The following is a 23,403-nucleotide window of genomic DNA, read 5'->3' as shown; positions in this document are numbered from 1 at the left end:
CTCGGTCGCCGTAAAACAAAACAGCTCAGAGGCGAAGCCTCTGAGCTGCGAACATTTGGTGGGCGTTAGAAGATTTGAACTTCTGACCTCTTCCGTGTCAGGGAAGCGCTCTCCCCCTGAGCTAAACGCCCGATCAAGGGTGCGCGAGTGCGCAGGAAATAATATAACGGAGCTCCCGCCCAGTGGCAAGAACTATTTTTTAAAAAGCGGCGATTTGCGACCCTATCCGCCCCGATGCAGCGCGAAGGGCACGCGAAATATTCCGTTTGTACCCCCGATGAACTGCACGTTCGCGTAAAATAACTCCATTATGGGCAAATGATGTCCAGGCGGTTTACAACACGGCATCTGGGGGAGGGGCATGTCGGACGCACGCTCGCTGCGAAAACAGTTCAATCGCATGCTCGCCACGTTGCTGGTGGCCCTTGCTGCTGCCGGAGCCGTAACATATGCCTGGTACATCTACAACGCCAACCGCCACATCACCGACGTCAAGATGGCCGCGGGCACGGGCGTGACCTTCCTCATCTCCAACGAGTACGACGGCGAATACAAAACCAACGCCGGCCTGAGCTTTTCGGGCCTGCTCGATCCCGTCTCGACCGACAACGTGCTCAACGGCTTCCAAAAGGTAACGGGCTTTACCGGCGAAACCACCCAGGACTCGCTCTTTGCCAGCATGTTTGGCGCCGCCGAGCATTCCGACTACTACAAGACTTCCCTGTACCTGGCCACCAACTCGGCCGCGACCGACGTGTACCTGTCGGGCATCGACTTTACCGAGCAGGACACGGCAAACCCCATCTCTACCGCCCTGCGGGTGGGCCTGGTTACCTATGCGCCGGGGCAGGGCGATACCGTTACGGGCCAGTACATCTTTGAGGTCTCGGGCGAGCGCAATCCCCAGGCGCGCTACAACACGCTCGACGGCAAGGATGCCGGCGAGAACGAGCAGAATCACCTGGTGCTCGACAGCACCCGCTCCGATGGAACAACGGTTCATTTTGATCAGCTTACCAGCGCAAACTTTTGCGACTACAACGAAGACACCGGCGTAGTGAGCCTTAAGCAGGCCACGACCAAGATCTGCAGCCTGCCCGCCGCGGCCGAGGGCACCAACCGCAGCACGCCCGTGCGCGTGGATGTGTACGTGTGGCTGGAAGGCTGCGACCCCGACTGCACCAACAACCTGGCCACCACCAGCCTGCAATCGCTGGCGCTGCGCTTTGCCGGCAAGCGTTCGTAAGGGGGCCAGGGATGAGTGCATCGAACATCAAAGATGTCCTAAGCTCGCGCCGTCGCATGGTTGCTGCGGCCGCATGGATGCTGGTGCTGGTGGCCGCCCTGAGCGCCGCCACCTACGCCTGGTTTAGCAATTCGCGCTACACCAACGTGACGCCCGTGGCGCACACGGTAAGCGACGAGGGCTCCGACTTGCAGATTGGCCTTTCGGCCAACGGGCCCTGGGACACAACGGCAACGCTTGCCGCCGCCGACAAAACGCTCTATCCCATCTCGACGGCAGACCTTTCCCGTTTTTGGCGCGGCACCTTCCAAAATGCCGCGGGTATCACGACCGACTATGCCGACTGCACTGCGCAGCTGGACGACTACGCCCTTTCGGGCACGCTGTACCTTAAGGGCAGCGATAGCGCGCTCAACGTGTACCTGTACCAGGGCCAGATGGGCATGACGAGCGACCCGCAGCTGCTGGCCGCACTGCGCCTGGGCTTGGTGATCACGACTGCGTCGGGCACGCAAACGCATATCTTTACCTGTGACGACTTGGGCAATACCGCAGGCGCCACCAACAGGCGCACCACGGCGCAGGACGGCGCGGTCGTAGCGGCCGGTACCTCGGGCTGGAGCTACACCGCCGACCCGGCCCGCGCTATTAGTTCTTACAGCATGGATGGCACCGGTGACACGCCCACGCCGCGCGCGGGCGCCACGCCCATCTGCACGCTGGCCGCCAACGAGGTGGCAAGCGTTCGCTACGTTGTATACATGGAAGGCTGCGACGCCAATTGCATCGACGAGGCCCAGGCCCGCGATGTGGTGCTGCAGCTTGCCTTTGCTGCGGCCAAGGCGTAAGGGGGCGAGCGACGTGAAAGATCAGAAGCGCATGCCAGCAGATAGCTGCGAGGCCAAAACCCAGAGCGAGAGCCCCGCGGTTCCCTCCAGCGTAGCCGCCGAGTGCCAGGTCCTCGAGGGCGCTGCCGCCCGCCGCCACGCTCGCCACGCGCGTGCCTACATCGCGCTCGTTATGGTGGCGCTCGCCGCCACCTTGGGCGCCGCGACCTACGCCTGGTTTACCAACAACATGAAGGTCAACACCAATTCGGTGAGCGTGCACAGCGACACGTCCAAGCTGGTGCTGGAGCTGGGCGACGCCGATCGCGGCAGCTGGTCGCAGCAGGGTGATGTTTCCCTGACTTCCAATGCGACTGGCGCCGTGACGCTCTATCCGGTCTCGACCTTCGATCTCAACGGCTTTGCTGCCTGCGCGCAAAACAACTCCGCCGGCGATGCCACGGTGTTTGAGCAGGCAAAAGACAACGGCTCCGCGTTCTACCACGGCTGGATCAATCTGCGCCCCACCATTACCGGAACGGGCGCCAGCAAAGTAAAGGGTAAGGTCAGCTTGTATCTGGCCGAGTCGTTGGTTCCCCAGGGTGTCGATGCCGAGCTGCTGCGCGCGGCTCGCGTGGGCATAAAGATCTCGAGCGGCAACCAGGTGCTTGCCACCAACATCTTTGAACTCGACGGCTCCGATAGTGGTCACCGCGCCGAGCACCCGGCGACTGTCCCTGCAGGCCTGGCGGGCTACACCGAGGGCATGCTCCTGGGCTGGCAAAACGGCCAGCTCGCTTGCGGTGCCAACGTGACACAGGACCCGGCCGCCTTTACGCTGGACACGAGCGAGACGGCCGAGCGCCCACAAAACACGCTCGCCACACTGGGGCTTGGCCAGACCTATCGCCTGGACATCTATTACTACATCGAGGGCACCGACCCCGATAGCGCCGACTACCTGCATCAAGACCCGGGCACCCTGCACCTGGCCCTCTTTGCGACCCTGGACGGTGAGTAGCCATGACGCGTAAGCAACCCGCCGCCAACTGCACGCCCGCCACCGGCAAGCCCAACGCCGCCGCGCCCGCCGACACCGACCTGCGCCGCAAGCTCACCACCACCGTGGTACTGGTACTGTTTGCCCTGGTGGCGATAGCTATGGCAACCTTTGCCTGGTTTTCCATCGCCGATAGCGCCAAAACCCGCATGCTCATGATCGACGCCAACGCCGACGGTTCGCTGCGCTTTGACCTGGACGAGCATGCCACGTTCGACGAATACGTCCACAGCCTGGGCTTCGACCAGATCTCGGCACGCATCGCCAGCGAAAAGGGCGTGGACATCGACGCATCCAAGCTCAAACCCGTCACCACGAGCGACTACCAGACCTTCACCTTCGAGGACGGCTCCACCGCTGACCCCGCCACCGGTGTCTACCTGGAGTTCACGCTGCACTTTATGAGCAGTACGGACCTGCGCGTTCGCCTGACCGGGCAGGACGGCGACGGTGGCGCGTCCGGCACGCGATTTAGCTCCGACACGCAGGGCATGGCCAGCGCCATGCGCATGAGCTTTACCGCCGACGGCCACACCTGGGTCTACAACCCCAACGGAGGCGGGGGCTCGTCCGGTTCGGCCACCGTCTTTGGGCTCGACTCGGGAGTAGCGAACGCGGCCAGCGACATGTTCGACCTAATAAAAGATACGGACAAGCCGGTAACCGTTCGCATATGGCTCGAGGGAACGGACCCAAATTGCACTAATATGCTAAAGGGAGCTAACTATTCGGTTTCGATGCGCTTTGAGGGCATCGAGGAACAGTAGATATGCACGGCGGCCATCGGGCCGCGCACGACCTAGTCAGACACGGTAGTAAGGGACATCATGCAATCTGTTAAAAAGGCCGCATCCATCGCACTGAGCGTCGTCATGTGGATCATCATCCTGGTGGCGGCCCTGTACGCGTTTACCACGCTCGCCACGCGCGAGGACGGCAGCGTCTCGGACATCGCCGGCTTCACCCCGCTCGCCGTACAGTCCGACTCCATGGCGCCCACGTTTAACAAGGGCGACCTCATCGTCATCAAAAAGTGCGACACCTCCAAGCTCGAGGTGGGCGACATCGTGACGTTCCACACCATTATCGACAACGAGTACGCGCTCAACACGCACCGCATCGCCGCCATCGACGAGGTCAACGGCATGCGCAGCTTTACCACCAAGGGCGATAACAACGACGTGGCCGATACGCACATCATCAGCGACGGCGATATCGTGGGCAAGTACGTGTTCGCGCTGCCGCAGATGGGCAAGGTCATGGACTTCCTGTCCAGCTCCATGGGCTTCCTCATTGTGATCGTGCTGCCCATGCTGCTGTTCTTTATCTACCAGGTGTATCACCTCATCGTGGTGGGCATGAACCTTAAGCGCGCTATGGCCGAGGAGGACCGCCTGGCCGCCGCGGCTGCCATCGTGGACGCCGAGGGCAAGGGTGACACTACCGTCACGGCCGATAACGCCGCCGAGCAGCTTGCCCAGGCCGAGGCCAAGCTCGAGGAAGCCCGTCGTCTGAAGGCCGAGGCCGAGGCGGCGATGAGCGCGACCAAGCAGGAGGGTACCGACGGTGAGTGAGTTTCTGGGATTTGCCTGGGAGCTGCTGGCAAAGGTTGTCTACAACGTCGTTGCCGTTGTGAGCTCCATCCTTAACCTGCTGGTGTTTGGCTGGGTTGAGTACTTCAACATCTTTATGACCTACTTCACCACGTTTGACCTGGTGGGCAAGATCGGCGCGGTCATTCTGTTTGCCATGCTCATCGCAGTCCCCGTGCTGATCGTGGCCATTCTGATCCACCACTACCGCATCAACCGTCGCCTGCATCGCGACGACACGTCCAACAAGGCGCTCTATCGCGAGATCGGCCGCCTGAACAAGCAGGTGCTCGACCTCATGGACGAGAAGAACAAGCTGCTGGCGCTCAAGGTCAATGCCATGGGCGGCACCAAGCAGATTCCGTACGTGGGCGCCTCGGCCCTGGCCGACGACCATCTGCCCACGGTGGGCAACGTGGTGGGCGCCGCCGCGGGCGCCGGTGCGGCTGCTGGCGAGGGCGCTGCGGCGACGGCCGTCATGTCGGGCAACGCGTCGCTCGCGCTCGATGGCGAGGGCGTCAAGGATGCCGCGGCCGCCATGGCCAAGGCCACCGTTGAGGCCAAGACCCTTGCCGAGGAAAAAGAGATCGCCCAGGCCAACCGCTTCCCCAAGCTGTCCCTTGTGGACCTTAAGTACCGCGACTGGGAATCGCCGGCCTACGACGATGCCATCTCGCTGGAGGACTTTGTCGACAGCTTCCGCGCGTTCGCCTGTAGCCAGATGAAGCTCTACTACACGCCTGAGGTCATCCGCCGCTTTGTGGCCGGCATGGCCGCCTCCAAGCTGCTGATCCTGGAGGGCATCTCGGGTACCGGTAAGACGTCGCTGCCCTACAGCTTTAGCCGCTACTTGGACAACCCCGCGACCATCGTTTCGGTGCAGCCGAGCTTCCGCGACCGCACCGAGGTGCTGGGCTACTTCAACGAGTTTTCCAAGCGCTTTAACGAGACCGAGTTCCTCCGCGCCGTGTATGAGGCGGGCCTTCGCCAGGACCCGTCCATGATCGTGCTCGACGAGATGAACCTCGCCCGCGTGGAGTACTACTTTGCCGAGATCCTGTCGGTGCTCGAGATGCCCAGCCACGACGAGTGGGTGCTCGACCTGGTGCCCACCCAGTGGGCCGCCGATCCCAGGGGTCTGCACGACGGCAAGCTCACCATTCCCGACAGCCTGTGGTTTATCGGCACGGCCAACAACGACGACTCCACCTTTACCATCACGGACAAGGTGTACGACCGTGCGATCCCCATCGAGCTCAACGAGCGCGCCGACGCGTTTGAGTGTGAGCCGCACGAGCGCGTGCACGTGACGGCCGACCACCTGCAGTATCTATTCCAAAAGGCCAAGGTCGAGTATGTGATCGACGAGGAGCTGCTCCAGAAGATGCACAAGCTGGACCAGTACCTGCAGACCCGCTTTAAGCTGGCCTTTGGTAACCGTATCATCAAGCAGATGTACGACTTCATCCCCGTGTACGTGGCGTGCGGCGGCACCGAGCTGGGCGGCATGGACTACATCATCGCCCGCAAGGTGCTCAAGAAGTTTGAGTCCATGAACGTGAGCTTTGTGCGCGACGAGATGAAGGGCCTGATCGAGTATATCGAGAAGACCTTTGGCGAGGGCGGTCTGCCCGATTCCGTCATGTACCTGCAGCGGATTCAGAATTTCTACTAATGGCGTAAGTGCGGGGCGGCGTGATGTCGCCCCGCCCCTTTCCGATCGATCCAACCTATGGAGTAACCCATGTCCGAGACCATTCAGGACCTCTATACCAGCTTCTCCGAGCAGATGGAGCCCATCCAGGAGGACAGCCGCTACTTTCGCTATCTGTTTGAGATGGCGCAGGCCTCGGGCACCACGATCGAGCAGCAGCGCGAGGAGCTCGTCAAGGTGGTGGACGAGGAGTGGATCAGCATGATCGAGGACTCGCTCGACGCCATCAACACCATTATCGAAAAGCCGCGCCGCTTCATCACCACCGAGGAAGAGGTGGTGCCGGTCTCGCTCGCCAAAAAGATCAGCGCCGACAGCGTCCGTCACCTGAGCCAGAACACGCAGTTCCTGGCGCCGAGCGACGATGGCGGCGTCCATCCCACGCGCATCCTCAACGTCAATACCGTCGAGACCTACGACCTGTACGAGAATCGCTTTATCTACCACCTGATTCAGCGCCTACTGACGTTTGTGGACAAGCGCACCGACGTGATCTTTTGGTCGACGGGCAACGAGATCCGCAACCGCTTTAAGATGCACAGCAAGATCGACGATGCGTACGAAGAGATCGAGTACAACGTCGAGATGACGGTCAAAAACCGTCAGAGCTTTGCCGAGAACGACGCCGACAACATGGACGTCTTTATGCGCATCGACCGCGTGCGCCGTCTGGTCATGGCGCTGCGCGGCGCGTCATTCTGCCAGATCATGAACGGCTGCAGCGCGGTCCGCAGCCCCATCCAGCGCACCAACCTCATCATGAAAGACCCCAACTACCGCAAGTGCTACCAACTGTGGCAGTTTATGGAGCGCTACGACAAGGTGGGCTACAACATCGACGTGCAGCAGCAGGCGCTGGCGTTCGATGACGAGTACATGGTGCAGATGTACACCAACCTCATTAACAACTACACCGTCTTTAAGAGCCTGACCGACGACGAGCGCAACCTGCAGGAGCTCGAGAGCGTACAACACGCGCCGGTTGCGCCCAAGTTCATCAAGGAGATCAAGGAGGTGCAGGTCGATAGCCCCGACTTGCCCGATGTCGAGGTCCGTCGCGTGTTTGTGGAGGAGGTCACGCAGGCCCAGCTCGATGCCGAGCAGGCGCTGGCCGAGGCGCGCGAGCAGATCGAGGAGCTGCAGGGTCAGGTGAAATCCTGGAAGGTGCAGGCGCACGCGTTGACCGACGAGCGCGACGACCTGGCCGACGAACTGGACGAGGCAAAGACGCGCGAGCTGGCGTTGACGCAGCGCGCTCAGGTGGCCGAGGCTGATGTTGAGGAGCTGCAAGGTTCGCTGGAGGATGTCGAGGCCGGTAAAAAAGCTGCCGAGGATGCCGCTGCAGAAGCACGTGAGACCGCGGCGGCTCAGCTTGAGCGGATGCGCGCCGAGGCCGATGCCGAGGTCTCAGTCGCCCGCGCCGACGCGGACGCCAAGGTTGCTGCCGCCGAGCAGGCGGCTTCCGAGCAGGTCGCGCAGGTTAAGAGCGATGCTACTGCGGCCCTGGCCGCCAAGACGGCGGCCGACGCTGCCGAGCTGCAGGCCACCAAGGACACTGCTGCGGCCGAGCTCGCCGCCGTGCGCGAGGCCTCTGCCAAGGAGATGGCCGAGCTGCATGCCAAGTTGGACGCCGCCAAGCTGCAGATCGAGGAAGTGCAGCTGACGGCCGAACGCGATGCTCGCGCCGCGCAGGAGGCGGCCGACGCCTCGGCAGCCGCAGCGGAGCAGGCGCTCGCCGACACCGTTGCCGCGGCTGAGGCGAAGGTCTCCGCCGCCCAGCAGGCCGCCGATGCCGCAATCGATGCTGCCCGCGTTGCTGCCGACTCTGCCGTTGAGCAGGCTGCGGTGGATGCCAACGAAAAGGTCGCCGCCGCTGCCGCCGAGCGCGACACCGCCACGCGTGCCGCCGAGGAGGCCCGTGCCGACGCCGATGCACGCATTGCCGCGGCCGAGCTCGAGGCGGGGGAGCGCATCGAGCAGGAGGTCGCCGCCGTCCGTGCCGCTTGCGAGCGCGAGGTCGAAGCTGCTCGCGCGGAGATGCAGCAGCGCCTGGACGCGCTGGCGCAAGAGCTGGAGCGGGCCGAGCGCAACCGTGAGCGTGCCGAGCGCCGCGCCGAGGGCAACAGCCTGTCGCGCTATCTGCTGGCTCGCTTGCGCGGCGAGGCTGGCGAGGGTGTGGCCACCGCGCCTGACGAGGATGGCGCTTCTGCGGCGGATGCCACCGAGGCCGAGGTCGCTGCCGACCCCGAGCCTTCCGCAAAGGACGACGGCAAGTGATGAAGCACGTGCTCCGCGTGATCAACGTGTTAGCGACCGTGGTGATCCTCGTCGCCTTTGTGGTGCTGCTGCGCACGGTGTTCACGCCCGCCGGCGAGATCCCCACCATCATGGGCTACGGCTTTATGCGTACGCTGACCGGCTCGATGGAGCCGGCGATTCCCGTGCACTCGTTTATCGTCGTCGATACCGACAACAGCCAGGCCTACCAGGTGGGCGATATCATCACCTTCCATTCGTCCGATGACGTGCTGGAGGGTTCGCTCAACACGCACCGCATCGTATCCGTGGAGGCCGCGTCCGACGGCTCGCCGGTCTACCACACCAAGGGTGACGCCAATCCGGTCGAGGACGCCGCACCCGTGCCCGCCGCCGACGTGGTGGGCCGCGTGGTCTTTGTCTCGGCAGGCCTGGGCGTTGTGGTGTCGCTGCTCACCAATCCGCTGCTGTTCTTTCCGTTTATCGTGGTGCCGCTGATCGTGCTGCTGGTGCTCGAAATTCGCCATATGGTCAAGACCACGCAAGAGGTGGCGCGCGCTGAAGACGAGGCTGCCTTGCGCGCGGCCGTGGAGCAGATTCGCGAAAAGCGCCGCCGCGAGCAGGAGAGCCAGGACGGCGCCAAGGAGCAGGTCGACGGTGAGGATGCCCAGGGAAGCGCGGAGGCCGACCCCGGCGCCCCAGACGATTCCAACCGCTCGGCATAGCTCTTCGGTGCCTTTCGTCCCTGTAATTTGGACGCTCGCAGATGCTCCGCATCATCTGCTATTTCATACCAATATTCGTGCTACAGTTTGGACGCTTTATTGCCATATGTTTTTGGGGAGTGGAATGAAACGGGAGCGCTCGGCAGAACATGCTAATGCGAAGGCATCGGTGCCGATGACGGCTGCGTCCGATTTTGTCGTTCCGGAGGGAACCGACGAGCTCAGCCGCAACACCCGTCGCGCATGGCGCGACCGCCTGAACAGCGCTTCGACGCGCAAGATGATCACGGGCGTCTTGGCTACGCTGGTGGGCGGTTCGTTTTGGGGCTTCTCGGGCACCAGCGCGAGCTTTCTGTTCGATACCTACCACGTCGACACCTTGTGGCTTATGAGCGTGCGTCAGATTCTCGCCGGTCTACTCTTTATGGCCGTGGTTGTTACGCGCGACCGCGAGCGCCTGATTAAGCTCTGGACCACACCCGCCGATCGCAAGCAGCTGCTGCTCTTTACCGCCTTTGGTCTGCTGTTCAACCAGTTTTGCTATCTTTCGGCCGTGCGCCTGACGAACGCCGGAACCGCGACGGTGCTCCAGTGCCTGCAGCTCGTTATCATCATGGGCTACACCTGCGTGACCGATCGCCGCATGCCGCGTACTCGCGAAGTTATCGGCATTGGCCTGGCTCTGGGTGGAACCTTTTTAATCGCCACCGGCGGCGACCCCACCAGCCTGAATATCTCGCCGCTTGGCCTGGCAGCAGGTCTTATGTGTGCGGTCAGCGCCACGTGTATGGCGGTGATTCCCGCCAAGATCCTGCCCGAATACGGCAGCCCCATCGTCACGGGCTCGGCAATGCTCACGGCGGGCGTGGTCTCGTGCGTCTTCGGGCAGCCCTGGGCGCATATACCGGCGCTCGACGCTGCCGGCGTCGAGGCGCTCGCGGTGTTCGTGGTTATCGGCTCGTTTTTTGCTTACATGCTCTATATGCAGGGCGTTAAGGACATCGGCTCGGTGCGTGCGAGTCTCATCGGAACTGTGGAGCCGGTTTCGGCGACCATCACCAGCGCCGTTATGCTGGGCACGGTGTTTTTGCCGACCGACCTTATCGGCTTTGCCATGATCATCGTGATGATGTTCCTCACGGTGTAGCTGGCGCCGCCGCCAAGACAGAAAAGGTGTTGTGCCGCATTTTCGCCAATTGATGTCCGTGTCTGGAGTTTAGCTGTCGATGCTCAAAATGCCATAGACTAGTAACGTTATGGACTTTTTCATTGCGACTCAATTGCGAGGATTTCTTTATGGCTGGTAATCACTTTAAGGGCAGCGATAGCGGCCGTCCTGCAGTTCCGCCGCGTCCGAACGGGGCTGGTAAGGCCGGCACGCCGGGCGGCGCTGGACAGGGCGGTTCCGGTAAGCGCGTGTCCCCGGGCGAGACGGCGATGTTTACCGCTCTGTACGAGCAGTCTCAAAAGGCAAAAAAGACCGGCCGTGCAAGAGGGAATGTCTTTGCGGGCGGTGCAACCTCCGCGTCGCAGCCGAGCGGGGCTCCTTCGGTACCTGCGAACAACGCAGGTGCTGCCAACGCCGCGAATGCCGCCGGCAACGTTAATGCCGGCAAGGCCGCCAACAATACTCCCTCTGCCGGTGGCGCGGGGCTTACGGGTAACCTTGGCACGATTTACACCGGCGCCTCCGAGACTGGCACGTTCGCCCGCCTGGATGATAGCGGTGCCGAGTTTGCGGGCTCGGGTTCCAAGGAAGATTATTACGATTTTGGCTTGAACTACGGTAGCGACGCTTCGTCGAGTTCGACCTCTGACGGTCTGGTCCGTCATCGCCATCGCAAGGGCGAACGCAAAAAGCGTCACACCGGCGCCATTATTGCCGCTGTAGTCGCGGTGCTTCTCGTTGCGCTTGGCGCAAGCGGCTTTATGCTGCTTAACTCGGCAAAGACCGTAAAGAGTGAAGCGAAGGAGGCCGTCGAGATTGTCGGTGGCCTTAAGGACAAGGTCACGTCGGGCGATTTTTCGACGCTGCCTGACGACGCGAAGAAGATTGATGAGCTTTGCGACAGCATGAAGGCGGAGACCTCGAGCCCGCTGTGGACGGCGGCTTCGTTTATCCCGGTGTATGGCAACGACATCAATGCGGCCCGCACCATGATCGACGCCCTGTCCGATGTCTCGAGCAATGCGCTGGTTCCCATGGCCGATAACCTTTCGCAGGCCACGCCCGGCAAGCTGTTTCAGGACGGCATGATTAACGTGTCCGCGCTGCAGGCGGTCGCCGATTCGCTTTCCAGCAGCTCGAAGGTGTTCAAGAGCGCCAACGAGAAGATCCAGGGCATTGGCGATACTCATATTTCCCAGGTGACCGAGCTGGTCGATAAGGCCAAGGACGGCTTTGCCACCCTCAACGGCGCGGTTGACGCGGCGGAGAAGGTCGCCCCCGTCCTTCCCCAGATGCTCGGCGCCAACGGCCAGACGCGTCATTATCTTGTGCTCGCGATGAGCAATGTCGAGATCCGCGCCTGCGGCGGTTTCCCCGGTTCTCGCGGCGTGATGTCGGTGACTGACGGTAAGCTCGAACTGGGCGATTTTGTCAAAGTCGACATGATGAAAGAGCCTTTGACCCCGCTTCCCATCACCGATGAAGAGGCAAACTTATTCACGACCGGATGGGGCCTGACCGGATTCAACACGCTCGGATACACGATGGGCGACGTTACGATGACGCCCGATTATCCGCGTGCGGCCCAGCTTGCCAGCGATATGCAGAAGGCCATTGTCGGAGATGACATCGACGGCGTATTTGCAGTCGATCCGGTATTTTTGCAGTATATGCTCGGCGTTGTAGGCGGCACACAGCTTCCTGACGGCACCGTCGTTGATGGAAGCAACGCCGCAAAGGTGCTGCTGCACGATATTTATTGGAATTACCCGGTAGAGGAACAGGACGCCATTTTTGCGGCGGTTGCCGGATCAGCTTTTAACAAGATCGTGGACGAACTGGGCTCCAGCGATATTACTAAGATTGCTGCCGCCATCGAAAAGGGCGCTTCCGAGGGTCGCATCCTCATGTATTCGAGAAATGATGACGAGGAAAAGGCCGCGAAGGCTCTTGGAATATCGGGCGCTCTCCAAACCGATACGTCGGAGGCTCCGATCTTGGGCGTCTATGTGAACAACTACAGCTATTCAAAGATGGATTGGTTCCTCGATAAGCGAGTCACCATCGATTCTTCGGTTGAAAATGCCGATGGCTCGACGACGTATCGAGTGACCACCTCGCTCAAGAACACGATGGCCCCCCAGGAGAAGGCCGAGATGCCTGGCTATTTCCAGGGCCATAACGGCATTAGCCAGGATATTGATGATGAGGTGCTGAGGCTTTATCTCTATGCTCCTGCGGGAGGCAGCATTTCGGACATTAAGACTTCGGGCTCCGGTTCTATCGAGATGAACGAAGCGACGCACGATGGCTTGAAGGTTGCATGGGGCGGTGTCCACATGCTTCTTGGACAAGACATAAAGGTCGAGTACACGGTCACGACTTCGAAGGACTCTGGGCACAAAGAGCTTAAGGTTCGTACCACGCCAACCGCTCAAACGTTCGAACAGGATAAGTAAGATATGAAGTACTTTGGCACCGACGGCTTTCGCGGTGAGGCCAACGTTGGGCTGACGGTAGAGCACGCTTATAAGATTGGCCGTTTTGTGGGCTGGTATTACGGCGCCAACCGCGAGCGCAAGGCGCGCGTCATCGTGGGCAAGGACACACGTCGCTCGAGTTATATGTTCGAGGCGGCGCTGGTGAGTGGCCTGGTCGCGAGCGGTGCGGACGCCTATATGCTGCACGTGATCCCCACGCCGGGCGTAGCGCATCAGACCGTGGAAGGCTGCTTCGATTGCGGCATCATGATCAGCGCGAGCCACAACCCGTTTTGCGATAACGGCATTAAGCTCGTCAACAGCGACGGTTTTAAGATGGACGAGGACGTACTGGAGCTCATCGAGGACTACATCGATGGCAAGAGCGAGGTGCCGCTGGCCACGGGCAACCACATCGGCGCCACGGTGGACTACATGCAGGGGCGCAACCGCTATATCGCCTCGCTCATTGCGAGTTCGAATTTTTCGCTACAGGGCGTCAAGATCGGTCTCGACTGCGCCAACGGCTCGGCGTCCTCGGTGGCCAAGCCGGTGTTCGACGCGCTGGGCGCCGACGTGCGCGTGATCAACGCCGCGCCCGATGGCTTTAACATCAACGTCGACTGCGGCTCCACGCATATGGAGCGCCTGCAGCGCCACGTGGTGGAGCAAGGCCTGGACGTGGGTTTTGCCTATGACGGCGATGCCGACCGCTGCCTGGCCGTGGATGAGCGCGGTCGCGTGGTAGACGGCGACCAGATCCTGTACGTGTGCGGCGTGTATCTGAACAAGCACGGTCGCCTTTCGGGCGGTACCGTGGTGCCGACGATCGCCAGCAACTTTGGTCTGGTCAAGTCGCTGGAGCTTGCCGGACTGAGCGCCGTGACCAGCGGCGTGGGCGACCGTCACGTGTATGCCAAGATGCGCGAGGGCGGCTACAGCCTGGGCGGCGAGCAGACGGGCCATACGATCTTTGGCGATATCGAGCGCACGGGCGACGGCATTATGACCTCGCTGCGCGTGATGGAAGTGATTCGTGCCGAGCGCGAGACGCTCTCGCAGCTCACGGCTCCGTGCAAGCTGCTGCCGCAGGCGCAGGTTGCCGTGCGCGTAGCGGATAAGGACGCCGCGCTCGAGAACATGGGCGTGCAGAACGCCATCGCCGAGGCCGAGACTGCGCTGGCAGGCGAGGGCCGCGTGCTCGTGCGCAAAAGTGGAACCGAGTCGGTGATTCGCGTTTTGGCCGAAGCGCCCGACCAAGCATCCGCCGATGCTGCCATGAAGCGCATCGCCAACGCGCTCGAGGCTCTGTAGTTACGCGGCTTTACCAAACCGCGTAACTGCTCGACGCTGCAAACGCCCCTAAGCGGCAATCTGACGTTCAATTTCAAGGGCGCGACCAGAAGGTCAGCGCCCTTTCATTTCACGTCACCTTGCTCGCTTAGGGTCGTTTTCGCTGACGTTGCCAAGACATTGGCGTCAACATGGTTGGCGTTGGCGATGGCGTGCTGGTCAATCCTTACAGCTCGTACAGCGTGGTGAACTTGTCCTGCAGGTAGCTGCAGTAGTAGCGGGCGTCAAAATCCATGCCGCAGGCACCCTTGATGAGTTCCGGCGCGTCCTTGGCGCGGCCCCACTGCCAAATGTGCTCGCCCAGCCACGCGCGGACGGGTGCCAGGTCGCCGCTCGCACAGGCGCCGTTAAGGTCGACACCGTCGCGGCACATGGCCGGCACAAACATGGCGTCGTAGGCGCTACCCAGCGCATAGGTGGGGAAGTAGCCAAACGAGCCGCCGCTCCAGTGCGTATCCTGCAGGCAGCCGTGCGTGTCGTCGGGAACGGGAATGCCCAGGTACTCGTTCATAAAGCGGTTCCAAAGCGCGGGGATGTCCTTGGCCGTGGCCTCGCCGGCAAACAGCATGCGCTCAATCTGGTAGCGCACCATAATATGCAGCGGATAGGTGAGCTCGTCGGCCTCGGTGCGGATCAACGACGGCTGAGCGATGTTCACGGCATGGTAGAGCGTATCCTCGTCCACGCTGCCATAGACCTCGGGCGCGTGACGGCGCAGCACCTGCAGCAGCGGTCCCATAAAGGCGCGGCTGCGGCCCACGGTGTTCTCAAAGAAGCGGCTCTGGCTCTCGTGGATGCCCATGGAGGTGCCGCCCTCCAGGCACGTGCGCGCATAGGCGGGATTGACGCCTAGCTCGTAGGCGGCGTGTCCTGCCTCGTGGATGATGCTGTAGACGTTGGAGATGCAGTCGTCCTCGTAGATGTGCGTTGCGATGCGTGCGTCGCCCACCGAGAAGCCCTCGCTAAACGGATGCTCGGTAAAGGCGAGCGTGGTGTCGTCCAGGTCCAGGCCGATGAGCTTCATAAGGTCAAAGCTCATGGCGCGCTGGGCAGCCTCGGGCACGTGGGCGTGCAAAAAGTCGGCAGCCGGCTGCTGGCCGCGCTCGCCGATGGCGTGCACGAGCGGCACGACCGTGGCCTTGACCTCGTCGCAAAACGCGTCGAAGCTCTTGGCGGAAAGGCCGCGCTCGTACTGGTCGAGCCAAACGTCGTATGGATCGCGCTTGGGGTCCATGAGCTCGGCCTGATGCTTAAGTTGGGCGACGATTCTATCCACATAGGTCTCAAAGCTCGCCCAGTCGTTGGCTGCCTTGGCCTTGCGCCACACGGCGTCCGCCTCGCAGGTGAGCCTGGTCCAGGCCTCGGCTTCTTCGGTGGGGATGGCACTGGCCTCACGTTGATCGCGGCCGAGCACACGGATCTCGTCGAGCAGCTGAGGGTCGTCGATTTTGCCGCCGGCGACGGTCTCGCGCGCTAACGAGCGTACGAGCTCAACGGACTTCTCGCTGGTCAGCAGCTTGTGATGCTCGCCGGCAAGCGTGCCCATGGCGTCGGCACGCGCTGCTGCGCCGTTGGCGGGGGCAATGGTCGCGCCGTCAAACTCGGCAATCTTGAGCAGGTACTCACGAGTCCACAGCTTGCCTTCGAGCTTGCGGAATTTTTTGACGGCCTTATCGACCTTCATGCCTTTGGATGTCTTGCCCGCTGCAGGCTCGGCCTTCTTATCGAGTTTCTTTCCCATACCATATCCTTGATCTCGTGAGCCGAGCGCTTCGGGTGGGCGCGCGGCCAGTTTGCACAGCTACCTGCCTTGTACCCAGTGCGAACAAAACGGAACGCGGCGATGCACACGCAGAATGTGTTATCCTATAGCCCAATGCGTTGACGGAGAGGGTTTTGCCCGCCGCGTCGCCGGCAAGAGAGGGAAGGTCATGGGCTGCAAGCCTTCCTGCGGTGGCAAGGGCCAAGCGTTCACTCCCGAGCAGCAACCTCAACGGGCGCGCGGCCACGCGGCGGCAAAGCCCCAGTAGGGAAGCCGTGAGCCTCGCGAAAAGGGGCAAAGAGTGGGCGCGGCGGGCCAGACATCCGCCGGGTCAAACAAGGTGGTACCGCGGAATTCAACCGTCCTTGGGCAATGCACATGCCCGAGGACGGTTTTTTTTGTTACCGAACCGGGCCGCACATTCGTAAGCATCGGGCGGTGCCAGCCGCCCCGGCAAGCGGATGCGCGAGAGACGAAAGGGAAGACATGAGTCTGATTGATGATCTGGTCAAACTCGAGGAAGAGGCCAAGGAGCTCGTCACTAGCGCCGACGACGCCGCAAAGCTCGAGGCCGCGCGCGTTGAGCTGCTCGGCCGCAAGGGCCGCATCACCGGCCTGATGCGCATGATGGGCAAGCTCGCCCCCGAGGATCGTCCCGTGATGGGCAAGCGCGCCAACGAGATGCGCCAGCTGATCGAGGGCATGCTTGACGAGCGCACCACCGAGATGAAGGCCGCCGCTCTCAAGCATGCACTCGAGCACGAGGCCGTCGACATCACGCTGCCGGGCATCCGTCCGCAAATCGGTCACCAGCACCTGATCAAGCAGATCATCGAGGAGGCCGAGGACATCTTCTGCGGCATCGGCTACACCGTCGAGTCCGGCCCCATGGTCGACACCTCCTACTACAACTTCACTGCGCTCAACGCCCCCATGGATCACCCGAGCCGCTCGGCCCGCGATACCTTCTACGTGGTCGACAACAACCCCGGCAGCGTCGCGCACCCCGAGGCTCACGCCCACGGCGAGTCCGACGTGCTGCTGCGCACCCAGACCTCGGGCGTGCAGATCCACACCATGGAGTCGCAAAAGCCGCCCATCTACATGATCTGCCCGGGCACCGTCTACCGTCCCGACACGGCCGACGCCTGCCACCTGCCGCAGTTCAACCAGATCGAGGGCCTGGTCGTCGACGAGGGCATTACCTTTGGCGATCTGAAGGGCACGCTCGACTACTTTGTTAAGTGCATGTTTGGCGAGGACCGCAAGACGCGCTACCGTCCGCACTTCTTCCCCTTCACCGAGCCCAGCTGCGAGGTGGACGTGAGCTGCCACGTGTGTGGCGGCAAGGGCTGCAACTTCTGCAAGCACAGCGGCTGGATCGAAATCCTGGGCTGTGGCATGGTCGACCCCAACGTGCTCATCAACTGCGGCATCGACCCCGAGAAGTACACCGGCTTCGCCTTTGGCATTGGCGCCGAGCGCGTCGCGGCCCTGCGCTACGACCTGCCGGACCTCAGAACGCTCATGACAGGCGATATGCGCTTCTTAAATCAGTTCTAGGCCCGGCGGCTTTCCCAAGCACCGCACCTTGCCTTTCAATCGTCGGTTGCGTACCTAAGTACGCGGCCCTCCTCTTTCAAGGCAATCTGCGGCACTTGGAAAACCCGTCTCCGTTGCAGTTTTTGGCTCAAAGCCGCATTTATGAAAGGAGACCAGTTAGATGCGCGTTTCTTACGACTGGCTCAAGACCATGATCGATATTCCGGAGGATCCCAAGACCCTTTCGGACGAATATATCCGTACCGGCACCGAGGTCGAGGCGATCGATACCGTGGGCGAGTCCTTCGACCACGTGGTGACCGCCAAGGTGCTCACCAAGACCCCGCATCCCGATAGCGACCATATGTATGTATGCTCGGTCGACGTGGGTGACAAGAACCTCGACGCCGACGGCAACCCCGCCCCGCTGCAGATCGTCTGCGGTGCGCAGAACTTCGAGGCCGGCGACCACGTCGTCACGGCCATGATCGGCGCTGTGCTTCCCGGCGACGTCAAGATCAAGAAGAGCAAGCTTCGCGGCGTCGTGTCCATGGGCATGAACTGCTCCGCGCGCGAGCTCGGCCTGGGTGGCGACCACTCCGGCATCATGATTCTGCCCGAGGACACGCCCTGCGGTATGCCGTTTGCCGAGTACGTGGGCTCGAGTGATACTGTGCTCGACTGCGAGATCACGCCCAACCGTCCCGATTGCCTGTCCATGATCGGCATGGCCCGCGAGACCGGTGCCATTTTCGACCGCGATTTCCACGTGGAGCTGCCCGCCATCAAGGCGGAGACTGGCCGCGCGACCGACGACGAGCTTTCCGTCGAGATTGCCGACGAGGGCCTGTGCGACCGCTATGTCGCCCGCATCGTGCGCAACGTGAAGGTCGGCCCGTCGCCCGACTGGATGGTCAAGCGCCTTAACGCCCTGGGCGTGCGTCCGCACAACAACATCGTCGACATCACCAACTACGTGATGATGCTCACCGGTCAGCCGCTGCACGCCTTTGACCTGGACACCTTTGCCGAGCGCGATGGCCACCGTCGCGTGGTGGTTCGCGCCGCCCAGCAGGATAAGAAATTCACGACGCTCGATGGCGAAGAGCGCGTGCTCGACGCCGGCATGGGCCTTATCACCGACGGCGAGCGCCCCGTGGCGTTGGCCGGCGTTATGGGCGGCATGGATTCCGAGATCGAGGACGACACCGTCGACGTGATGGTCGAGAGCGCTTGCTTCAACGCCGGTCGCACCTCGCACACCAGCCGCGATCTGTCGCTTATCTCCGACGCCTCCATTCGCTTTGAGCGCCAGGTTGACGAGACTGGCTGCGTGGATGTCGCCAACGTTACCTGCGCGCTCATCGAGGAGATCGCCGGCGGCGAGGTTGCTCCCGGCTATGTCGATGTTTTCCCCGCGCCCAAGACCATCGACAGCATCAAGCTGCGCCTGGCCCGCGTGCATGCCATCTGCGGTGCCGACATCGAGCCCGATTTTATCGAGCGTTCGCTTACCCGTCTGGGCTGCACCGTCGAGCGCGACGGCGAGGACTTTATGGTTACCCCGCCGAGCTTCCGTCCCGACCTGCCGCGCGAGATTGACCTGATCGAGGAGGTCCTGCGCCTATGGGGCATGGGCCGTGTGACGGCGACCATCCCGGCTGCCAAGAACCACATCGGCGGCCTGACCCGCGAGCAGAAGCTCACCCGCAAGGTCGGCGAGATCCTGCGCGCCTGCGGCCTCAACGAGACCACGACCTTTGGCTTTGCCGCCCCGGGCGACCTGGAGAAGATCGGCATGCCCACCGAGGGTCGCGGCTGCCCCGTGGTGCTCATGAACCCGCTGGTGGCCGAGCAGACCGAGATGCGTCGTTCGCTGCTGCCGGGCCTGCTGCAGTCCGTGGCCTACAACGAGGCGCACGGTACGCCCAACGTGCACCTGTACGAGGTCGGCAGCCTGTTCCACGGTCGCGAGAACGCCAGCCTGCCCAAGGAGACCAAGTCCGTCGCGGGTGTGCTCTCGGGCCAGTGGAGCGAGCAGTCTTGGAACATGAAGTACCGTAAACTGCGTTTCTTCTTTGGCAAGGGTATCGTCGAGGAGCTGCTCGCCCAGCTGCGCATCGAGAAGGTTCGCTTCCGTCCCGTCGAGGGCGAGGGCTATGCCTTTTTGCAGCCGGGTCGTGCGGCCGAGGTTCTGTCCGGCGGCACCGTGCTGGGTTGGGTCGGCGAGATCCACCCCGAGGCGCGCGAGGCCTGCGGCATCGACGAGGTTGTCGTTGCCTTTGAGCTTGACCTGGACAAGCTGATCAAGGGCGCCCGCAACCAGGAGAACTACCGCGAGTTCTCGCAGTACCCGGCCGTTGAGCACGACCTTGCCATTGTGGTCGACAATGCCGTGACCTGCGAGGATCTTGAGCGCCGTATTACCAGCGCCGGCGGCAAGCTGCTCGAGGGCGTGCGCCTGTTCGATGTCTACCGCGATCCGGTTCGTATCGGCAAGGGCAAGAAGTCCATGGCCTTTGCGCTCACGTATCGCTCGGACGACCACACGCTTACTAGCGAAGAGGTCGAGAAGGCGCACCAGAAGATCGTCACCAAGGTGTGCAAGGGCGTAAACGGCGAAGTCCGCTCGTAATCTTTGCTGTTCGGAACCCGCCCCCTGCGGGGTTTTCACGGCAACGTCCTCGCCACTTCGCGGCTGCGGGATGTTGCCTTAGAAAACCCCTCTCGGGGGCGGGTTCCTGCGTTAACCTTGTTGCGAGCGGATCGCACCTTCTTCCGGGTGACCGGAAAGTTGGGAGTGCATGGGCCCTTTATTGGGCGGTGCGTGGACCTGGGCTAATAACGTACGTATTGCAAGGGCGTGCTGCGTTGTGGGCGGTGCGCCTTTTTGTTAGTATGCAGAGTCGGTGTTACGGATTGTTGGAAACGTAACACACAACGTTCTGATTGAGAGGGCTCATGCATATTCCCGATAATTATCTGTCCCCGCAGACCGATGCCGTTATGGCGGTGGCGATGGTGCCCGTATGGGTTCACTGCATCAAAAAGGTGCGCGCCACGCTCGATCGCGAGCATATGGCGTTCCTGGGCATCTGCGCCGCATTCTCCTTCTTGCTCATGATGTTCAACGTTCCGCTGCCCGGCGGTACCACTGGTCACGCCGTCGGCGGCGCACTCATCGCGCTGCTGCTGGGCCCCGAGGCCGCGGCTATCGCTGTCTCGGTCGCTCTGGCGCTGCAGGCGCTGCTGTTTGGCGACGGCGGCGTTCTGTCGTTTGGCGCCAACTGCTTTAACATGGCCTTTGTGCTGCCGTTTGTCGCTGCTATCGTGTTCCGTGCGCTCAACAGCCGTCTGCACGACAAGAGCTGGGGCACCTCGGTTTCTGCCATCGTGAGCGGTTGGGTCGGCCTGTGCCTGGCGGCCCTGTGCGCGGCAATCGAGTTTGGTATTCAGCCGATGCTCTTCACCAACGCTTCGGGCGCCCCTCTGTACTGCCCCTTCCCGCTGTCCGTGGCTATTCCGGCCATGTTGATCCCGCATATGCTGGTTGCCGGCGTGATCGAGGGCGTGGCGACGGCCGCCATCTACGGCTTCATTAAGAAGACGGCGCCGAGCATTATCGTCGGCCCCGAAGCCGCCGATGGCCAGCTTGCCGCCGATGGTACCGCCAAGAAGACTTCCCTGATTCCCACGCTCATTCTGGTCGCCGTGCTTGTCGTGGCTACGCCGCTCGGCTTGCTCGCCACCGGTGACGCCTGGGGTGAGTGGGACGCCGAGGGCGCCGCGACCGCCGTTCAGGAGGCTGGCGACGACAGCCTGCAGGCTTCGGTCGGCCTCGACACCCCGACCTTTGCCGACGCCCTGCCCACGGGCGATTATCTGCAGGCCTATTCCGAGGAGCAGGGCCTTGGCTTTGCCGGCCAGGCTGTGATGTATATTCTTTCGGGCGTGATTGGCGTGGCGGTGCTCACCATCACATTCCGCCTGGTCTCGCTGACGGTCAAGGAAAGCGGTGCTCATGGCAATAGCCGAGCTGCCTAGTTGGCTTGCGGCCGAGGAGCGTTACGAGCCCGCGGGGGCTCGGCATCGTGTGATGCAAAAGAATGTCCTGCACCTGGCGAGCCTGCTTGAGCGGGTTCGCCTGGGTGGAGGCGCGCACGAGGGCGGGTCGATGGTCGACCGCGCCCTTTCTTGCGTTTCGGCTCCGGTGCGCCTGGTGGGGATGTTCGTTTGCGTCCTGTGCGTGTGTCTGACGCAGAGCCCGCTGTACCTCATGTTGATGGCGGCCATCGCGCTGGTGCTCGTTGCCGTGCGCCCCGTACGCGGGCTGCGTGCGACCTTTGTACCGGCGCTCGGCGCCACGGGGCTTGCGGTGGTTCTGGCACTGCCCGCCCTGCTGCTGGGCGCTTCTGCCGCGGGCGCCATGCTCAAGATCGCGCTCAAGACGTTCATTAACGTGTCGTTCGTGCTGGGCGTTTCGTGGACGCTCACCTGGAGCCGCATGTCGGCGGCGCTCAAGACGCTACAGCTGCCCGACGAGGTCATCTTTACGTTTGATATGGCGCTCAAGCACATCGAGGTGCTGGGACGCACGGCGCACGATCTGACCGAATCGGTCATGCTGCGCAGTGTGGGTCGTGCGCCTGCGGGTTTTTCGCGTACCGATTCGATCGCGGGTATCATGGGCATGACCTTTATCAAGGCGATGGAATGCAGCCGCGCGATGGACGAGGCTATGCTTTGCCGTGGCTTTGCCGGTGCGTATCCGACTCCCGCGCGGAGCGGCTTTGGCTGGCGCGATGCGGTCTATGCGGTCGTCGTGGTGCTGCTCGCCGTGTTGTGCGCGGTGCTGTAGCGCGGGCGGCCGAGCCGTCGATGTGGATAGGGAAGGGCGACGTTTTGGCAAACGATACGAATGGCGTGATGGGCGCGAGCGGTGCTACTGGCGCCAAGAGCGTGCCGCTCATCGAGTTTCGCGACGTGCTGTTCTCCTATGCGGGGCATACGGTTGTCGATGGTGTGTCGCTGCAGGTCGATCGTGGTGAACTCGTTGCCCTACTCGGTCCCAACGGCTGCGGTAAGACGACGATTATGCGCCTTATTAACGGTCTTGAGCTCGCAGACGCGGGTGCGTACCTGTTCGACGGGCATGCGGTCGACGCGGCGTTTCTAAAGGATTCCGTGGCTTCCCAGCGCTTTCACCAGCGCGTAGGCTTCGTGTTTCAAAATGCCGATGCCCAGCTGTTTTGCGCCACGGTAGGCGAGGAGGTCGCCTTTGGCCCGGCTCAAATGGGGCTGTCGACAGACGAGCTTAAGTGCCGCGTTCGCGATGCCATGGAGCTGTTCCAGGTTTCCGATCTGGTCGATGCCTCGCCCTATCAGCTTTCGGGCGGGCAAAAAAAGCGTGTGGCGCTGGCGGCCGTCGTGTCGATGAACCCCGATATCCTGGTGCTCGACGAGCCTACCAACGGACTCGATGAGGATTCGTGCGACATCGTGGTCAGCTTTTTGCTGGCTTATGTTGCTGCCGGCAAGACGGTCTTAATGAGCACACACCATCAGGATTTGGTACGACGCCTGGGTGCCCGCGCCATCTATATCGACCGATATCATCACGTGGTCGAGGCGCCCATGCCATCGTATGGAACCGAGAGCGGTGCTGCGGAATAGTTGCT

17 protein-coding genes and 1 tRNA gene are annotated in these 23,403 nt (G+C 62.1%); 16 read left to right on the top strand and 2 right to left on the bottom strand.

Annotated elements, in window-relative coordinates; translation table 11 throughout:
• Positions 1-56: 56 nt before the first annotated feature.
• Positions 57-131: transfer RNA gene (locus DW211_RS00525), tRNA-Val, on the bottom strand.
• 230 nt (positions 132-361) lie between these two features.
• Here DW211_RS00525 and DW211_RS00520 point away from each other — a divergent pair.
• From DW211_RS00520 to glmM, 11 genes are all read left to right on the top strand, one after another.
• Positions 362-1,246, top strand: a complete 885-nt coding sequence (locus tag DW211_RS00520) for a hypothetical protein (protein WP_117655668.1) — start codon at positions 362-364, stop codon at positions 1,244-1,246.
• A gap of 11 nt (positions 1,247-1,257) precedes the next feature.
• Positions 1,258-2,094 carry a hypothetical protein gene (locus tag DW211_RS00515; RefSeq protein WP_118258598.1) on the top strand — a complete coding sequence of 279 codons (837 nt, stop codon included), beginning with the start codon at positions 1,258-1,260 and terminating at the stop codon, positions 2,092-2,094.
• A 13-nt stretch (positions 2,095-2,107) separates the two neighbouring features.
• Positions 2,108-3,094: a hypothetical protein gene (locus tag DW211_RS00510; protein WP_117655670.1), complete on the top strand. Its 987-nt coding sequence runs from the start codon at positions 2,108-2,110 to the stop codon at positions 3,092-3,094.
• Positions 3,095-3,096: 2 nt separating this feature from the next.
• Positions 3,097-3,900 (top strand): hypothetical protein, encoded by an 804-nt coding sequence (locus DW211_RS00505; protein WP_118258596.1) that lies wholly within the window; start codon positions 3,097-3,099, stop codon positions 3,898-3,900.
• Between the two features lie 60 nt (positions 3,901-3,960).
• Positions 3,961-4,707: a signal peptidase I gene (locus DW211_RS00500; RefSeq protein WP_118258594.1), complete on the top strand. Its 747-nt coding sequence runs from the start codon at positions 3,961-3,963 to the stop codon at positions 4,705-4,707.
• Entirely contained in the window at positions 4,700-6,400 is a 1,701-nt protein-coding gene (locus DW211_RS00495) for a hypothetical protein (protein WP_118258593.1), read from the top strand. The genes DW211_RS00500 and DW211_RS00495 overlap by 8 nt, the downstream gene beginning before the upstream one ends.
• A 69-nt stretch (positions 6,401-6,469) precedes the next feature.
• Entirely contained in the window at positions 6,470-8,716 is a 2,247-nt protein-coding gene (locus DW211_RS00490) for a DUF2357 domain-containing protein (RefSeq protein ID WP_118258591.1), read from the top strand.
• Positions 8,716-9,420 carry a signal peptidase I gene (locus DW211_RS00485; RefSeq protein ID WP_118258589.1) on the top strand — a complete coding sequence of 235 codons (705 nt, stop codon included), beginning with the start codon at positions 8,716-8,718 and terminating at the stop codon, positions 9,418-9,420. Before DW211_RS00490 ends, DW211_RS00485 begins: the two co-directional genes overlap by 1 nt.
• A 124-nt stretch (positions 9,421-9,544) precedes the next feature.
• On the top strand, positions 9,545-10,567 hold the full coding sequence (locus DW211_RS00480) for a DMT family transporter (protein WP_233540906.1): 1,023 nt from the start codon (positions 9,545-9,547) through the stop codon (positions 10,565-10,567).
• Positions 10,568-10,716: 149 nt separating this feature from the next.
• Complete coding sequence (locus DW211_RS00475) at positions 10,717-13,047, top strand: DUF4012 domain-containing protein (protein WP_118258586.1); 2,331 nt, start codon at positions 10,717-10,719, stop codon at positions 13,045-13,047.
• A 3-nt stretch (positions 13,048-13,050) separates the two neighbouring features.
• Entirely contained in the window at positions 13,051-14,382 is a 1,332-nt protein-coding gene (gene glmM / locus DW211_RS00470; RefSeq protein ID WP_117759782.1) for a phosphoglucosamine mutase, read from the top strand.
• A gap of 205 nt (positions 14,383-14,587) precedes the next feature.
• On the opposite strand, the gene DW211_RS00465 is transcribed toward glmM, so the two are convergent.
• Positions 14,588-16,162, bottom strand: a complete 1,575-nt coding sequence (locus DW211_RS00465; protein WP_118258585.1) for a carboxypeptidase M32 — start codon at positions 16,160-16,162, stop codon at positions 14,588-14,590.
• 507 nt (positions 16,163-16,669) lie between these two features.
• Here DW211_RS00465 and pheS point away from each other — a divergent pair.
• The 5 genes from pheS (at position 16,670) to DW211_RS00440 (ending at position 23,398) form a co-directional block, all read left to right on the top strand.
• Positions 16,670-17,746 carry a phenylalanine--tRNA ligase subunit alpha gene (gene pheS / locus DW211_RS00460; RefSeq protein ID WP_118226143.1) on the top strand — a complete coding sequence of 359 codons (1,077 nt, stop codon included), beginning with the start codon at positions 16,670-16,672 and terminating at the stop codon, positions 17,744-17,746.
• A gap of 160 nt (positions 17,747-17,906) precedes the next feature.
• A complete protein-coding gene (gene pheT, locus DW211_RS00455; protein WP_118258583.1) occupies positions 17,907-20,360 on the top strand; it encodes a phenylalanine--tRNA ligase subunit beta in 2,454 nt (817 codons plus the stop codon).
• Positions 20,361-20,686: 326 nt separating this feature from the next.
• On the top strand, positions 20,687-21,769 hold the full coding sequence (gene cbiM / locus DW211_RS00450; RefSeq protein WP_118258581.1) for a cobalt transporter CbiM: 1,083 nt from the start codon (positions 20,687-20,689) through the stop codon (positions 21,767-21,769).
• Positions 21,747-22,583: an energy-coupling factor transporter transmembrane protein EcfT gene (locus DW211_RS00445; RefSeq protein WP_117786095.1), complete on the top strand. Its 837-nt coding sequence runs from the start codon at positions 21,747-21,749 to the stop codon at positions 22,581-22,583. The genes cbiM and DW211_RS00445 overlap by 23 nt, the downstream gene beginning before the upstream one ends.
• A gap of 44 nt (positions 22,584-22,627) precedes the next feature.
• The gene (locus DW211_RS00440) at positions 22,628-23,398 is read left to right on the top strand and encodes an energy-coupling factor ABC transporter ATP-binding protein (RefSeq protein WP_233540905.1); all 771 of its coding nucleotides are present in this window, start codon (positions 22,628-22,630) and stop codon (positions 23,396-23,398) included.
• Positions 23,399-23,403 lie beyond the last annotated feature (5 nt).

Source organism: Collinsella sp. AM18-10 (assembly GCF_003471585.1).
Classification (GTDB): domain Bacteria; phylum Actinomycetota; class Coriobacteriia; order Coriobacteriales; family Coriobacteriaceae; genus Collinsella.
This window is presented reverse-complemented; position numbering and strand designations above follow the sequence as displayed.

Bases quoted from the DNA above. Each gene is read 5' to 3' on its own strand.
- DW211_RS00475 (WP_118258586.1), top strand. From the start codon at position 10,717: ATGGCTGGTAATCACTTTAAGGGCAGCGATAGCGGCCGTCCTGCAGTT.
- DW211_RS00485 (WP_118258589.1), top strand. From the start codon at position 8,716: ATGAAGCACGTGCTCCGCGTGATCAACGTGTTAGCGACCGTGGTGATC.
- pheS (WP_118226143.1), top strand. From the start codon at position 16,670: ATGAGTCTGATTGATGATCTGGTCAAACTCGAGGAAGAGGCCAAGGAG.
- glmM (WP_117759782.1), top strand. From the start codon at position 13,051: ATGAAGTACTTTGGCACCGACGGCTTTCGCGGTGAGGCCAACGTTGGG.
- DW211_RS00515 (WP_118258598.1), top strand. From the start codon at position 1,258: ATGAGTGCATCGAACATCAAAGATGTCCTAAGCTCGCGCCGTCGCATG.
- pheT (WP_118258583.1), top strand. From the start codon at position 17,907: ATGCGCGTTTCTTACGACTGGCTCAAGACCATGATCGATATTCCGGAG.
- DW211_RS00505 (WP_118258596.1), top strand. From the start codon at position 3,097: ATGACGCGTAAGCAACCCGCCGCCAACTGCACGCCCGCCACCGGCAAG.
- DW211_RS00490 (WP_118258591.1), top strand. From the start codon at position 6,470: ATGTCCGAGACCATTCAGGACCTCTATACCAGCTTCTCCGAGCAGATG.
- DW211_RS00480 (WP_233540906.1), top strand. From the start codon at position 9,545: ATGAAACGGGAGCGCTCGGCAGAACATGCTAATGCGAAGGCATCGGTG.
- cbiM (WP_118258581.1), top strand. From the start codon at position 20,687: ATGCATATTCCCGATAATTATCTGTCCCCGCAGACCGATGCCGTTATG.
- DW211_RS00500 (WP_118258594.1), top strand. From the start codon at position 3,961: ATGCAATCTGTTAAAAAGGCCGCATCCATCGCACTGAGCGTCGTCATG.
- DW211_RS00465 (WP_118258585.1), bottom strand. From the start codon at position 16,162: ATGGGAAAGAAACTCGATAAGAAGGCCGAGCCTGCAGCGGGCAAGACA.
- DW211_RS00520 (WP_117655668.1), top strand. From the start codon at position 362: ATGTCGGACGCACGCTCGCTGCGAAAACAGTTCAATCGCATGCTCGCC.
- DW211_RS00445 (WP_117786095.1), top strand. From the start codon at position 21,747: ATGGCAATAGCCGAGCTGCCTAGTTGGCTTGCGGCCGAGGAGCGTTAC.